Source organism: Devosia sp. SD17-2, assembly GCF_029201565.1.
In the GTDB taxonomy this organism is placed as follows: Bacteria; Pseudomonadota; Alphaproteobacteria; order Rhizobiales; family Devosiaceae; genus Devosia.
On the sequence record NZ_CP104002.1, the window covers coordinates 3,861,302 to 3,875,300 of the forward strand.

Here is a 13,999-nt window from a genome sequence, read left to right on the forward strand (position 1 = left end):
ACTTCGTTAATCCCCGGATGGGAATTGCCCGTGGGCTGTCGCTAACCGGCCAGAAAGTCCCGGCTGCCAAGCAGTTCCTCATTGCGCAGTTCATGCCCGCCTTCGTGCCAGATCTGCTGAATGGCAGCGCCATTGGCGGCAAAATAATCGGCAAGCGCCTGGGTGGCGCCGGCGGGCGCTATGGGGTCGTGCCGACCGGCGGTGATCAAAACCTTGCGGCCGCCAAAATCGGCAGGCGGCGGCGCAAAGGGGATCAACGGGTGCATCAGCACCGTGGCGTCGAAAAGCTCGGGATGGGCGAACTGTACGGCGGCCAGGATATTGGCGCCGTTGGAATAGCCGAGGCCAAGCACCCGCGACGGCTTTCTTGCCGCGACCTGTTCGGCGATGAAACCGGACATAGCGCTGGTGGCGCGGGCGAGATCGTCCATGTCGTAAACGCCTTCGGCGGCGCGGCGGAAATAGCGCAGGGCGCCATGCTCATTGACATCGCCACGCGGGGCGAGCCGGGCAGCGCCGGGAACGAGCTGGGCGGCCAGATCAAAGAACTGGTTTTCGTCGCCACCGGTGCCGTGGAAAAGGAAGATCAGCGGGGCATCGGGGGTGGCGCCTTCGGCTGCGCGAAACTGGTAAGCGGACATTTTACGGGTCTCCTGCGTTGCCTATCCATATCGGGCGAACGCTGCGGGCGGCAATCGGCTGATCGGGTCACGCTCTGTCGCGGATTTGAAACAATCACCGGCGAGTGGCTGCGATTGCCGGGCGGGACCATTGGGGTATGATGGGCATATGTTCTTATCAGTCTTTGACGTCTTCAAGATCGGTATAGGCCCCTCGAGTTCCCACACAATGGGACCGATGTCGGCGGCCCGGCGCTTTCTCGATGAACTCAAGGACGGCAATTGGCCCCGCGCCCGGCAGGCAGTGCCCGCCGCGCTGACAGCAAGTCTTCACGGCTCGCTCGCCTATACCGGCATTGGCCATGGCAGCGACCGCGCGGTGATCCTCGGCCTTGCTGGCCACGATCCGCGCAGCATTGATCCCGACGCGATGGACGGGATCATCGCGGCGGTGACCGCGAGCGGGCATGTGAGCCCGGACGGCCACCCAGCCTATCGGTTTCGCCCGGCTGTCGACCTCGTGCTCGACAAGCGCACGCCTCTGCCCGGCCATCCCAATGGCATGCAGTTTTCCGCCTTCGACGGCGACGGGCAATTGCTGCTGCGGCGCATTTATTTTTCCATCGGCGGGGGATTTGTGGTCAGCGCCGACGAGTTGGCAGCGCTCAAGTCAGCGCCGGATGCGCGCCAGGACGTGCCCTGGCCCTTCGCCAATGCAGCGGAAATGCTCGACATGGCGAAAGCCTCCGGCCTTTCCATTGCGGCGATGAAGCGCGCCAATGAAGAGGCGCGGATCAGCCGGACAAAACTCGATGCCGGGCTCGACGAAATCTGGTCGGTGATGTCGAGCTGTGTGGCGCGCGGGCTGGCGCAAGACGGACAATTGCCGGGCGGGCTCAAGGTGCGCCGCCGCGCCAAGGGTATTCACCTGCAGCTCGAAGAAAAATGGCAGCGCAACGAGATCGACCCGCTGATGGCCAATGACTGGCTGAGCCTCTTTGCCATGGCGGTCAATGAGGAGAACGCGGCAGGCGGGCGCGTGGTGACGGCGCCGACCAATGGCGCGGCCGGGGTCATTCCGGCGGTTCTGAGCTATGCGCAGAAATTCCATGCCGGGGCGGGCCGGGCGAGCGTGCACGATTTCCTGCTCACCGCCGCGGCCATTGGCGGCATCATCAAGCACAATGCCTCCATCTCCGGAGCAGAAGTGGGGTGCCAGGGCGAGGTGGGCTCGGCCTCGGCGATGGCTGCGGCGGGGCTTTGCGCGCTAATGGGCGGAACGCCCGAACAGGTGGAGAACGCCGCCGAAATCGCGCTCGAGCACCATCTGGGCATGACCTGTGACCCTGTCGGCGGGCTGGTGCAGATTCCCTGCATCGAGCGCAATGCCTTTGGCGCGGTGAAAGCCGTCACCGCCGCTTCGCTGGCCCTCAAGGGCGACGGCGTCCACGCCGTGCCGCTCGATGTCTGCGTGGAAACCATGCGCCAGACCGGCCGCGACATGAGCGAGAAGTACAAGGAAACCAGCCAGGCCGGGCTGGCGGTCAATGTCGTGGCCTGCTGATATTTTGGGGTTTTTGAGCACCCCCTCCTAGCCTCCCCCGGAAGTCGGGGGAGGGACGCATTGCGTGTGCCGTGCGTTCGGTGAGGCACGGACCGGCTCCTCCCCCTGGACAGGGGGAGGTTGGGTGGGGGTTTTAGCGGCCCGATATTCTCCATGGCCCAGACTGGCCGGGCAATGACGGCAGGGACAAGCCGGCCTATGGAAAATCATAGGCCGCCCTGCACCACAATTACCCGGCAAAAATTGCTTGTTGATAACAATCGCCACCAAGACGATTATGATTAACAGAATCACTTTCAGTCAATTTGGGAGAACAACTTTGAAACGCACACTAATCGCCTTGGCAGCACTTGCCGGTCTTGCGTCCAACGCAGTAGCGGCTGATCTTTATCTCCCCATGGATCAGGGTGGCTATACATCGGCTGGGTTTGACTGGTCCGGCTTTTATGCCGGTATCAATGCCGGATACGGCAGCGGCACCGCCGAGTCCGTGGGCGCGCTCAACGGCCTGACCGACACGATCAACTGGAGCGGCGGTCTGCTTGGCGTCAATGCCGGCGTCAACGCCCAGTTCGACAATTTTGTGCTTGGCCTCGAGGGCGATGTGGCCTGGTCGGGCATCAATGGCTCCACCGCCTGTGCCGGCGTCGTGGGTGTGACCTGCTCGGGTGACATCAACTGGCTAGGCACGCTGCGTGGCCGCGCCGGCATGGCATTTGACAATGTGCTGCTGTTTGCCACCGGCGGTCTTGCCGTGGGCGGCGTCAATGCCAACACCTCCGCGGTCTTCGCAGGCGCGACCGGTTCTTATTCGGGCACCGGGATTGGCTATACCATCGGCGCCGGCATGGAACTCGCTCTCAACGACGCCATCAGCGTCAAGGCGGAATACAGCTACAACCGCCTGACCGGCACTGCACCCGCGGGTTCGCTCGGAGCCCAGGCCTATGACGTGACCGCCGGCGCCCATGTCGGCAAGGTGGGCCTCAACTTCCACTTCTAGAAATTTGCCGCCGCCAACTGACGGGCTGCACCTGAAAACAAAAAAATCCCCGCTCGCGCGGGGATTTTCGTTTCTGGCGCTCTCGAAGAACTCAGCTGCGGCCGAATTCGTCTTCGATGCGGATAATGTCGTCTTCGCCGAGATAGGAGCCGGTCTGGACTTCGATGAGTTCGAGCTCGATCTTGCCCGGATTGGCAAGGCGATGGGTGCAGCCGAGCGGCAGGTAGATCGACTGGTTTTCAGACAGCATCGACACCTTGCCATCGACCGTCACCTCAGCGGTGCCGCGGACAACGACCCAATGTTCGGAACGGTGGTGATGCTTTTGCAGGCTGAGCTTCTTGCCCGGCTTGACGAAAAGCTTCTTCACCTGGAAGCGCTCCCCCATGAGAATGGACGAATAACCGCCCCAGGGCCGGTACGAGGTCTTGTGGGTTTCGGTCAAAGCACGGGTGGAGTCGTCGGCCTTGAGCAGCTTTGCCAGCGCACCGACATTCTGGGCCTGGCTAAGACGGCCAACGAAAACCGCATCTTCGGTGGCGATGACAGCGACATCGTCGAGCCCGTCGACCACCACATGGGCGTGATCGGAGACGATGAGCGAATTGGTGGAATTGGACACCATGGCCGGGCCGGAAATGGCATTGCCCTGGGCATCGCGCTCCTGACCCTTCCAGACCGCATCCCATGCACCGAGATCGGACCAATCAAAGCTCACCGGCAGCACGGCGGCCTTGTCGGTGCGCTCAAAAATGGCGAAATCGACCGAGATGTTGGGCGAGGACGCGAAAGCGGTCTCTTCGAGGCGGATGAAATCGAGATCGCGGTGTGCACCGGCGACAGCATCGCGCGAGGCGGCAAAGATCTCGGGCGCCAGCTTTTCGCATTCGGCAAGGAACTGGCGGGCGGGCAGCATGAACATGCCCGAATTCCAGACAAAGCCGCCCTTGGCCAGCATCTCCTCGGCCCGCTCCAGATTGGGCTTTTCGACAAAGGCGGCGACCTTGTGGGCACCGTGGCCGAGGGCTTCGCCCATGGCGATATAGCCATAGCCGGTTTCCGGACGATCGGGGGTAATGCCGAAGGTGACGAGGTGCCCGTCGCGCGCTGCAGCGGCGGCAGCATCAACGGCGGCAAAATATTCGGGGCCGGCGTCGATCAGGTGATCGGACGCAAGGACGTGGAGAACCGCGTCTTCGTCGCTGGCGAGCGCCAGATGGGCCGCGGCCGCGATGGCGGCGGCTGTGTTGCGTGCCACAGGCTCGAGCAGGATGGCGCCAACCTCAATGCTAGCGGACAGGGCCTGCTCGGCAACGAGGAAGCGGTATTCGGCATTGGTAATGACAATGGCGGGGCTATAGCGGCCGGCGTCGCCAACACGGTCAAGGCTGCGCTGGAACAGACTATCGCCCCCGATGAGATCGATGAACTGCTTGGGCCGCGCCGAACGCGATTTCGGCCACAGGCGGGTTCCCTGACCCCCAGCGAGAATAACAGGAACGATGGATGACACGAGCTTGTCCTTGCGCTGCTTGGCGATATTGAGCAAAGCACATAACGCAGGCAGCAGCGCATTGCCACCGCTGAGGGCCTATCGCAACCCGGCCATGCGCGAAAAATCGGGCGCATTTGGTCATAAAAACGACGCAAGGAGACGGTTTTGCGGGTTCTGCACGTCTACAAGACCTATCTGCCGGATGACTTCACCGGCGTGCCGCGCGTGATCCATGCCCTCGCTGAAGGCATGGTGCCGCATGGGGTCGAGAGCCAGGTTCTCGCGCTCAGCAAGGACCATGGCGGCAGCGTCCGGACGATCGACAATCACACCGTCCATCTTGCGCGGCAGGACATCAATATCGCCTCGGCAGGGCTATCGGTGTCGGGTTTTGGTCTGTTTCGACGGCTCGCGGCCGACGCCGACATTGTCAATTACCACTTCCCCTGGCCTATGGCCGACCTGCTCCACCTCCTCGGCCGTCCGAAGGCGCCCAGCGTTGTCACCTATCATTCCGACATCGTGCGGCAGAAGAATCTGCTCAAACTCTATGCGCCGGTGCAGAACGCATTCCTGCGATCGGTGGACACTATTGTTGCGACCTCGCCCAATTATGTACGCACCAGCGCGGTGCTGGCGAAATTTCCGGACAAGACCAGCGTTGTTCCGATCGGAATCCCTGATGTGCTGCCGCCGGCGGCAGCCCTCGTCGAGAGCTGGCGGGAAAAAGTGGGGAGTGGTTTCTTTCTCTTCGTCGGCGCGCTGCGCTACTACAAGGGCCTGCAGTTTCTGATGGCGGCGGCGCGGGAAACTGGCCTGCCCGTGGTGGTCGCCGGTGGCGGCGACACGGCCGAATGGGCTGAAATGGGGGGCCCGAGCGTGCGCTTTGTCGGCTCCGTGTCGGATGAAGACAAGATCGCGCTGCTGGAATTGAGCCGGGCTTTCGTGTTCCCCTCGCATTTGCGCTCTGAAGCCTTCGGCGTGGCGCTGGCCGAGGCGGCGCGGGCCGGCAGGGCGATGATCTCCTGCGAGATCGGCACGGGCACAAGTTTTGTGAACCTTGGTGGCGAGACCGGGCTGGTCGTGCCACCCGAAGATGTGTCCGCACTCGGGGCGGCGATGCGGACGCTGGCGGCGTCACCGGATCAGGCGGAGGCCTATGGCCGCGGCGCCCGGGCTCGGTATGAAACCATGTTCCGGGCAGAGGCGATGGCCAGGGCGTATCTGGAGATTTATCGGCGGTTATTGGCGGGACGGCAGTGACCCCTCCTAGCCTCCCCCTGATAGGGGGAGGGATCTGCCGGTGGCTCACCGAGCTCGCCGCAAGCTCGGTCTGTTCCTCCCCCGTCTTCCGGGGGAGGTCAGGTGGGGGTCTTAATCCCCCTTCTTGCTCAGCTCGATCATGCGTTCCACAGCGGCGCGGGCGGGGGCGATGAGCTCTTCGGGGACGATGACTTCCTCGGTCATGGTGTGGAGGCTCCACAGCACGTTCTCGAGGTTGATGCGCTTCATGTGCGGGCAGATGTTGCAGCCGCGCAGGAAATCGACGCCGGTGGTTTCGCTCGCCACATTGTCGGACATGGAGCATTCGGTGACCATAACGACGCGGGCCGGTCTGGTGGATTTCACCCAGTCGATCATGGCGGCGGTCGAGCCGGCAAAATCCACCGCGTCGATCACCTCGGGAGGGCATTCGGGGTGGGCGATGATCTTGGCCGTGGGATAGGCGTGGCGCAGCTCGGAAATGTCTTCGGCGGTAAAGGTCTCGTGGACCTCGCAGGCGCCGGCCCAGGTGATGATCTTCTTGTGCGTCTTCTTGGCGGTGTTCTGGGCGAGGTACTGGTCCGGGATCATGATGACACTGTCGCCCTCGACGCGATTGACGATGTCGAGCGCGTTGGACGAGGTGCAGCAGACATCGGTCACCGCCTTCACGGCCGCGGACGTGTTCACATAGGTCACCACCGGCACGCCGGGATAGCGGGCGCGCATGGCCATCACATCTTCGGCGGTGATCGATTCCGACAGCGAACAGCCGGCGCGGCTATCGGGGATCAGCACGGTTTTTGACGGATTGAGAAGCTTTGAGGTCTCGGCCATGAAGTGCACGCCGCACTGCACGATCACCTGCTGGCGCACCTTGGTGGCTTCAATGGCCAGCTGCAGGCTGTCGCCCACAACGTCGGCAACGCCGTGATAGATCTGCGGCGTCTGGTAATTATGCGCCAGGATGACCGCGTCCTTCTCGGCCTTGAGCTTGTTGATCTGGAAGATCAGCGGCGCATAATAGCTCCATTCGATCTCTGGGATCTGGTGGCGGACCCGCTCGAAAATCTTGTCGGTTGCGCGCTCGATGGCCTTGGAAAACTTCAGGTCGAAGTGCTGGGCGAGGATCTCGCGCGCTTCGCTGAGCGGAGTAATTGCGTTGATCGTGTGAACCATTGGGCCGTCCTCCGCCTAAGTGTGCCGGAACCTAGGTATTTTCGTCTTTCTTTTCAATGAACGCTCTTGCAGCTTTTGTGGGCAAGTCCTAACCCTTGCGCTGAGTTTTCTGAGCCAGACGAGGATCGTCCATGCCGCAAGACGCCAATGCCATCCGCTCCATCCTGACGCTGGCCCCCGTGGTCCCGGTCATCATCCTCGATGACGTTTCCAAGGCGCGGCCGCTGGCCGAGGCGCTGGTGGCAGGCGGATTGCCTATTCTCGAAGTGACGCTGCGTACGCCCAATGCGCTCAAGGTCATGGAAGAAATGGCCAAGGTGACCGGCGCCATCGTCGGCTCCGGGACGGTTCGCAATGAAGTGCATATGCGCGCCTCGGTCGATGTGGGCTGCCGCTTCATGGTGTCGCCGGGCGCCTCGCCGCGCCTGCTCGACGCTGCCGACGATGTATCGATCCCGCTGCTGCCGGGCATCGGCACCCCGACCGAAGCCATGGCCGCTGCCGAGCGCGGTTATTCGTTCCTCAAGTTCTTCCCGGCCGAAGCGCTCGGCGGCGCGCCGGTGCTGAAAGCCTTTGCCTCGCCCCTGCCCGACATCACCTTCTGCCCCACCGGCGGCATCGACGTGATCAAGGCCAAGACCTATCTGGCGCTGCCCAACGTCATCTGCGTCGGCGGCTCGTGGATCATGCCCAATGACGCCATCGAAAGCGGCGACTTCGCCCGCATCGAAGCCCTCGCCAGGGAAGCCAGCGCGCTGCGCGGCTGATCTCGCTCACATCCTCTTTCCGACCATCAGGCGAGTGCCCCTTGGGTGCTCGCCTTTTTGTTTGCCGCCTGCTTCGGTCCCGCTGGCCGAAACCATCCGAATGTCGCATTCGCGCAGACGAAATTCTCGCTGGCGGGCTTGACGCAAGGCTTCCATACAAGAAAAGTCCGGCCAACATATTTGATAATCGGGAGGATTTTCATGAGCACACTTAATCGTCGTCAATTTATGGCCGCCACCAGCGTGCTTGGCCTCGCATCGGCCTTTGGCCTCGGCCGCGCCAGCGCACAGGAGAAAACCCTGCGCATGTTCTGGTGGGGCAATACCGATCGGCTCGAACGCACCGAAAAGGTCATCGACCTCTATCAGGCCGCCAATCCGGGTGTGACGGTCATGGGAGAGACTGCATCCTTTGCCGACTTCTGGCCACGTCTGGCCACCCAGATCGTCGGCGATGCTGCGCCCGACATCATCCAGATGGATTTCCGCTATCTCTCCGAATATGCCTCGCGCGGCGCCCTGCTGCCGCTCGACGAATATCTCGGCAACAAGCTCGATCTCAGCGCCATTCCAGCCGATCAGGTCGATGCCAATCGCGGCGCCGATGGCAAGCTCTACGGCATCAGCTTCGGCGTCAATGTGGCGGCCTGCCACGTCAACGAAACCGCCTGGGAAGAGGCCGGCGTCGAAGCCCCAAAATCCGGCATTACCTATGAAGAACTCGCCGAGCGCGCCCTGGCCTTCAAGGCGGCGACCAAGCGCAGCGGCATGTTCGGACTTGCCGACGCCAGCGGCGTCGAAGTGCCCTTCGAAAACTTCCTGCGCCAGCGCGGCAAGGCGCTCTATACCGCCGATGGCGAGATTGCCTTTGACACCAGCGACGCGCGCGACTGGTTTGCCCTCTGGCAGGATATGCGCAAATCCGGTGCCTGCGTGCCGGCAGATGTGCAGGCGACCGATCTCAACACCGTTGAAACCAGCATGCTGGTGCAGCAGCGCGCCGCGCTGGCGTTCGGGCTCGCCAATGCCATTGGTCCGACGCGCAATGCCATGCAGGACAGCGTTGGTCTCATCGCCTATCCGCTGATCTCGGCCGATGCAGCGCCGGGCCACTATCTGCGCCCGGCAACCCGCGTCAGCATTTCGGCGACCACCCCCGATCCGGAACTGGCGGTCGATTTCCTCGCCTACTTCACCCAGGATATCGAGGCGGCAAAGATCCTCGGCGCGGAGCGCGGCATTCCGGTGGACCCGAAAATTCAGGAAGCCATCGCGCCGCTGATCAGCCCGGCGGAAAGCGCCTCGGTCGATTATGTCGCCAGCATCAACCAGTATGTCGGCGCCCTGCCACCGCTCGCGCCGCCCGGCGCTGGCGAAGTCACCACCGTGCTGCAGCGCATCAGTCAGGAAGTCGGTTTTGAAGCCGCCTCGCCCGAGGACGGCGCCTCTTCGCTGCTGTCTGAAGCAGAAGCCATTCTGGCCCGCAGCTGATCGCATGATGCTCTGGGCCATCCGGCTTTTGTCGGGTGGCCTTGGCGGGAATGGAAGGCAAGCGCATGACCCAAAAAAACGTTCTTCTGGTCACGGTCGATGAATGGGCCGCCAAGGTGCTCGGCTGCGCCGGGCACCCCGTGGTCGAAACGCCCACACTCGACATGCTGGCCAAGGCCGGTCGGCGCTTTACCAATGCCTATTCGGAAACACCGATCTGCGTGCCCGCCCGCCGCACGCTGATGACCGGCACCGATCCGCGCACGCATGGCGACCGCGTGGCGCAGGGCACGCTGGGCATGCCGGACCTGCCGACGCTGGCAGAGACTTTTCGGAACGCCGGCTATCAGGCGACGGCGATCGGCAAGCTGCATGTCTATCCGCAGCGCGACCGGATCGGCTTTGACGATGTGATCCTCGCCGAGGAAGGCCGCCAGCTCAATGGCTGCGTGGATGACTATGAGGTGTTCCTCGCCGACAATGGCTTTGCCGGGCAGCACTTCTTCCACGGCATGGGCAATAATGAATATGGCTGGCGCAGCTGGCACCTGCCCGAGCATCTGCACGTCACCAACTGGATCACCTTCCAGGCGTGCCGGACGATCAAGCGGCGCGATCCCACGCGCCCGGGCCTGTGGTATGTGTCCTATACCGCGCCGCATCCGCCGCTGGTGCCGCCCGCGAGCTATTTCGAGCGCTATGCGCGCCGCGACATGCCCCAGCCGATCACCGCCGATTGGTCCGCTCCGGACACAGACCTGCCGCCCGCGCTTCAAGCCGTGCGCGATTATTGGACCGATCTGCCGCCCGCCCAGCGCGACGACATGCGGCGGGCCTATTATGCGCTCTGCACCCATGTCGATCACCAGTTGCGACTGATCATCGGCACGCTGCGCGAAGAAGGCATTCTGGACGACACCATCATCGTCTTTACCGCCGACCATGGCGACATGCTGGGCGACCACGGGTTTTACGCCAAGCGGCTGGCCTATGAGGCTTCCGCCAATGTGCCGATGATCGTGCTGGGCGCGGCCTCGGACGCGGACCGCATAAAACCCGGTTCGATCGATGACCGACTGGTCGGCCTGCAGGACGTGATGCCCACGCTGCTCGACCTCGCCGGCATTACCCCGCCCGACCAGATGACCGGACGATCGATGATCGGCGACGCGCGGCGGGACTATTTTTATGGCGAGTGCTCGGAAGGGCTCGACGCCACCCGCATGATCCATGACGGCCGCCACAAGCTGATCTGGTATCCCGCCGGAAATCATTTCCAGCTGTTCGACCTCGAGACCGATCACGAGGAGCGGCACAATCTGGTGGCTTCGGCGGATTATGGCGCGGTGCTCGCCCGACTGCAGGGCGTTTTGCGCGACGCGCTCTATGGCGGGGATCTCGACTATGTGCGGGGCGACGAGTGGATCGGATGCAAGGCCACCTATGCCGGCCGGAAACCCAATCGAGGCCTTTCGGGGCAACGCGGCTTGCACTATCCGCCCCTGCCCTTCCGCGATCCCAATGCGGCGACCAAGACACTGTGATCTTTCCGCCCTTGCCTCAGAAATCCGTATAGCGCATCGATCAGCCCACGCTTGGAGTGCTCCGGATGCTGCGCCTTACTGCCTGCCTCATCGCCATGCTGCTGACGGCGCTGCCAGCGCGGGCGGAGACGGCGACGATTGCGGTAGCGGCCAATTTTACGGCTGTTGCCGAGGCGTTGGCCGGGCGGTTCACGGCCGAGACGGGCCATGAACTGCGGCTCAGTTTTGGGGCGACCGGGGCGCTTTATGGGCAGATCAGCCAGGCGGCGCCCTTTGATGTGTTTTTGGCGGCCGACGCGGCCCGCCCGCAACTGGCGGTCGAGGAAGGCCATGCGGCGCCGGACAGCTTCTTCATCTATGCCGAGGGACGGCTTGCGCTTTATGGGCCGGGGCGGGATTTAAGTGCGGGCGCCGAAGCTTTGACGAGTGCGTTCAGCCGGATTGCGCTCGCCGATCCCAAGGCGGCGCCCTATGGCAAGGCAGCGATTGAAACGCTTGAGGCGCTTGGACTTTATGACGCCATAGAACCCAGAATCGTCTGGGGCGAGACCATTTCGCAGACGCTGCAGTTCGTTGAAACGGGCAATGCCGAGTTCGGCTTTGTGGCGGCAAGCCAGGTGATCGGAAAGGCCGACATTTGGCTGGTTCCGGAGGCGCTTCACGCGCCGATTGCCCAGGGTGCAGTGCTGCTGAAACATGGCGAGAGCAATCCGGCGGCGATCGCGTTTCTGGAGTTTTTGCAGAGTGATGAAGCCGTGGTGGTGATCGAGGCGGCGGGCTATTCGGTGCCTTAATGCCCGAGCCATCGTCATTGCCCTAGCTTTGCTGCCCTCCTCACAAGGGGGAGGGAGGCGATGGAGCCGGGCGGCCCGTGCAGGCGGATGGAGAAGCCCTTGCACGAACTGACTTGGCGGGTGATGGCTAGGCGATGAGTTTTGAAGCCCTGATCCCTCCGATTGCCCTGACCCTCGCCCTGGCCGCGACGGTGACGGCAATCCTCTTTGTCATCGGCACGCCGATTGCCCTGTGGCTGGCGCGGAGCAGAAACGCGGGCACGACAATCATTGGCGCGCTGGTGACGCTGCCGCTGGTGCTGCCGCCCACGGTCTTGGGATTTTATCTGTTGCTGGCGCTAGGGCCATTCGGCCCCGGTGGCGCATTGGCCGGGCTCTGGGGCGCGCGAACCCTCGCCTTTTCATTTCCCGGCCTCGTCATCGGCTCGGTGATCGCCTCCCTGCCCTTCATGGTTCAGCCGCTGCGCAACGCTTTTGCCGCCATCGAAACAGAAGTGATCGAAGCGGCGGAGACGCTGGGGGCGCGGCGCGGTGCGCTGTTCTTCCGCGTGCTCCTACCGCTGGCGCGGCCCGGCTATCTCGTCGGCGGCATCATGGCCTTTGCCCATACGATCGGTGAATTTGGCGTGGTGCTGATGATCGGCGGCAATATTCCGGGGCAGACCAAAGTTCTCTCCATCGCCATCTACGACTTCGTCGAGCGGCTGGAGTGGGACAAGGCCCATGTTCTGGCGGGGGGCATGGTGATCTTTGCCTTTATCGTCATCTTCTCGACGCTGATGATCAATCGCAAGTCCATGGGGCCGCTCGGTTAGAACAACCGAAGCATTGTGCGTGGGGCCGGCCATTCGAGCGTAGCTCTTAGGGCCTTCGCACCTCAAATGGCTCCACCGAAGCGATTTGCCCGTTCCGGTCGGCGCGACGTTGACTACTAACATGTTAGTTGTTAGGCAGGCTCACCCGCCCATCTGGAGCCATCCATGCCCGCCATCGACAAGATCCTGACCGTTGAGGAAATGATGAGGGTGGCGCGTCGGCGCGTGCCAAAGATGTTCTTCGAATATGCCGATAGCGGCTCCTATACGGAGAGCACCTACCACGACAATGAGAGCGATTTCGCCAAGATCAAGCTCAACCAGAAGGTGGCGGTGAACCTTGAGGGACGCAACCTCAAGACCACGATGCTGGGCAAGGAAATCACCATGCCCGTCGCCATCGCCCCGGCGGCAACCGGCGGCATGCAGACCGCGGACGGCGAGATCAAGGCGGCTCGGGCGGCCGAAAAATTCGGCATTCCCTTCTCGCTCTCGACCATGAGCGTCTGCTCGATCGAGGACATTGCCGAGAACACGACCGCGCCCTTCTGGTTCCAACTCTATGTGATGCGCGACCGCCAGTTCATCTACCGGCTGATCGACCGCGCCAAGGCAGCGAATTGCTCGGCGCTGATCCTGACCATGGATCTGCAGATCCTCGGCCAGCGCCACAAGGACATCAAGAACGGGCTTTCCACCCCGCCAAAGTTCACCCCCTATTCGATCTGGCAGATGATGCAGCACCCGACCTGGTGCCTGCGCATGCTGGGCACCAAGCGGCACACCTTCCGCAATATTGTGGGCCATGTGGAGGGCGACCACGATCTGGCCTCGCTCTCCTCCTGGACGGCCAGCCAGTTCGACCCGACGCTCAATTGGGCCGATGTGCGCTGGATCAAGGAACGCTTTGGCGGTCCGGTGATCGTCAAGGGTGTGCTCGACGCCGATGACGCGCAGGCAGCGATCGACAATGGCGCCGATGCCATCATCGTCTCCAATCACGGCGGCCGCCAGCTCGATGGCGCGCCCTCCACCATTCGCGTTCTGCCCGAGATCGTTGATCGGGTCGGCCACAAGACCGAGGTTTATATCGACAGCGGCGTGCGCTCCGGCCAGGACGTGGTGCGGGCGCTGGCCTATGGCGCCAAGGCCGCCTTTATCGGCCGCGCCATGCTCTACGGCCTCGGCGCTGGCGGGGAAGCGGGCGTCACCCGCGTGCTCGAGATCATCCGCAAGGAGCTCGACACCACCATGGCCCTCTGCGGCGAGCGCGACGTGCACAATATCGGGCTGCACAATATCTATTCGAACGACATCCCGCCGCGGAACGCACCCAAGCCGCGGGGGTAAGGGGAGCATCACCGGGTTACCGCTCACCCTGCATTGTCGGCTTTTGCGCTCCCTCCCCCTTGTGGGGAGGGTAGCAGAGCTTGGCCGTCAGGCCCTAGCGGCGCTGGGGTGGGG

The 13,999-nt window shown here is 63.0% G+C and carries 12 protein-coding genes; 9 read left to right on the top strand and 3 right to left on the bottom strand.

Features of this window, described 5'->3' with window-relative positions; translation table 11 throughout:
- Positions 1 to 41: 41 nt before the first annotated feature.
- Positions 42 to 641, bottom strand: a complete 600-nt coding sequence (locus tag NYQ88_RS18990) for an alpha/beta hydrolase (RefSeq protein ID WP_275652647.1) — start codon at positions 639 to 641, stop codon at positions 42 to 44.
- Between the two features lie 148 nt (positions 642 to 789).
- Here NYQ88_RS18990 and NYQ88_RS18995 point away from each other — a divergent pair, with 148 nt between their 5' ends.
- Positions 790 to 2,184: an L-serine ammonia-lyase gene (locus NYQ88_RS18995; RefSeq protein WP_275652648.1), complete on the top strand. Its 1,395-nt coding sequence runs from the start codon at positions 790 to 792 to the stop codon at positions 2,182 to 2,184.
- A 319-nt stretch (positions 2,185 to 2,503) separates the two neighbouring features.
- On the top strand, positions 2,504 to 3,187 hold the full coding sequence (locus NYQ88_RS19000; protein ID WP_275652649.1) for an outer membrane beta-barrel protein: 684 nt from the start codon (positions 2,504 to 2,506) through the stop codon (positions 3,185 to 3,187).
- A gap of 91 nt (positions 3,188 to 3,278) precedes the next feature.
- On the opposite strand, the gene NYQ88_RS19005 is transcribed toward NYQ88_RS19000, so the two are convergent.
- Positions 3,279 to 4,700 (bottom strand): mannose-1-phosphate guanylyltransferase/mannose-6-phosphate isomerase, encoded by a 1,422-nt coding sequence (locus NYQ88_RS19005; protein ID WP_275652650.1) that lies wholly within the window; start codon positions 4,698 to 4,700, stop codon positions 3,279 to 3,281.
- 147 nt (positions 4,701 to 4,847) lie between these two features.
- Here NYQ88_RS19005 and NYQ88_RS19010 point away from each other — a divergent pair, with 147 nt between their 5' ends.
- On the top strand, positions 4,848 to 5,945 hold the full coding sequence (locus NYQ88_RS19010) for a glycosyltransferase (protein WP_275652651.1): 1,098 nt from the start codon (positions 4,848 to 4,850) through the stop codon (positions 5,943 to 5,945).
- A gap of 111 nt (positions 5,946 to 6,056) precedes the next feature.
- Here NYQ88_RS19010 and nadA read toward each other — a convergent pair whose 3' ends face one another.
- Positions 6,057 to 7,124, bottom strand: a complete 1,068-nt coding sequence (gene nadA / locus NYQ88_RS19015) for a quinolinate synthase NadA (RefSeq protein WP_275652652.1) — start codon at positions 7,122 to 7,124, stop codon at positions 6,057 to 6,059.
- Positions 7,125 to 7,255: 131 nt separating this feature from the next.
- Here nadA and eda point away from each other — a divergent pair, with 131 nt between their 5' ends.
- The 6 genes from eda (at position 7,256) to NYQ88_RS19045 (ending at position 13,885) form a co-directional block, all read left to right on the top strand.
- Positions 7,256 to 7,891, top strand: a complete 636-nt coding sequence (eda, locus tag NYQ88_RS19020; RefSeq protein ID WP_275652653.1) for a bifunctional 4-hydroxy-2-oxoglutarate aldolase/2-dehydro-3-deoxy-phosphogluconate aldolase — start codon at positions 7,256 to 7,258, stop codon at positions 7,889 to 7,891.
- Between the two features lie 201 nt (positions 7,892 to 8,092).
- Positions 8,093 to 9,382, top strand: coding sequence for an ABC transporter substrate-binding protein (locus tag NYQ88_RS19025; RefSeq protein WP_275652654.1), 1,290 nt, complete (start codon positions 8,093 to 8,095; stop codon positions 9,380 to 9,382).
- A gap of 65 nt (positions 9,383 to 9,447) precedes the next feature.
- On the top strand, positions 9,448 to 10,926 hold the full coding sequence (locus tag NYQ88_RS19030) for a sulfatase-like hydrolase/transferase (RefSeq protein WP_275652655.1): 1,479 nt from the start codon (positions 9,448 to 9,450) through the stop codon (positions 10,924 to 10,926).
- A 65-nt stretch (positions 10,927 to 10,991) separates the two neighbouring features.
- Complete coding sequence (gene modA / locus NYQ88_RS19035) at positions 10,992 to 11,720, top strand: molybdate ABC transporter substrate-binding protein (protein WP_275652656.1); 729 nt, start codon at positions 10,992 to 10,994, stop codon at positions 11,718 to 11,720.
- Between the two features lie 134 nt (positions 11,721 to 11,854).
- Positions 11,855 to 12,535 carry a molybdate ABC transporter permease subunit gene (gene modB / locus NYQ88_RS19040; protein WP_275652657.1) on the top strand — a complete coding sequence of 227 codons (681 nt, stop codon included), beginning with the start codon at positions 11,855 to 11,857 and terminating at the stop codon, positions 12,533 to 12,535.
- 174 nt (positions 12,536 to 12,709) lie between these two features.
- Complete coding sequence (locus tag NYQ88_RS19045; protein ID WP_275654955.1) at positions 12,710 to 13,885, top strand: alpha-hydroxy acid oxidase; 1,176 nt, start codon at positions 12,710 to 12,712, stop codon at positions 13,883 to 13,885.
- Positions 13,886 to 13,999 lie beyond the last annotated feature (114 nt).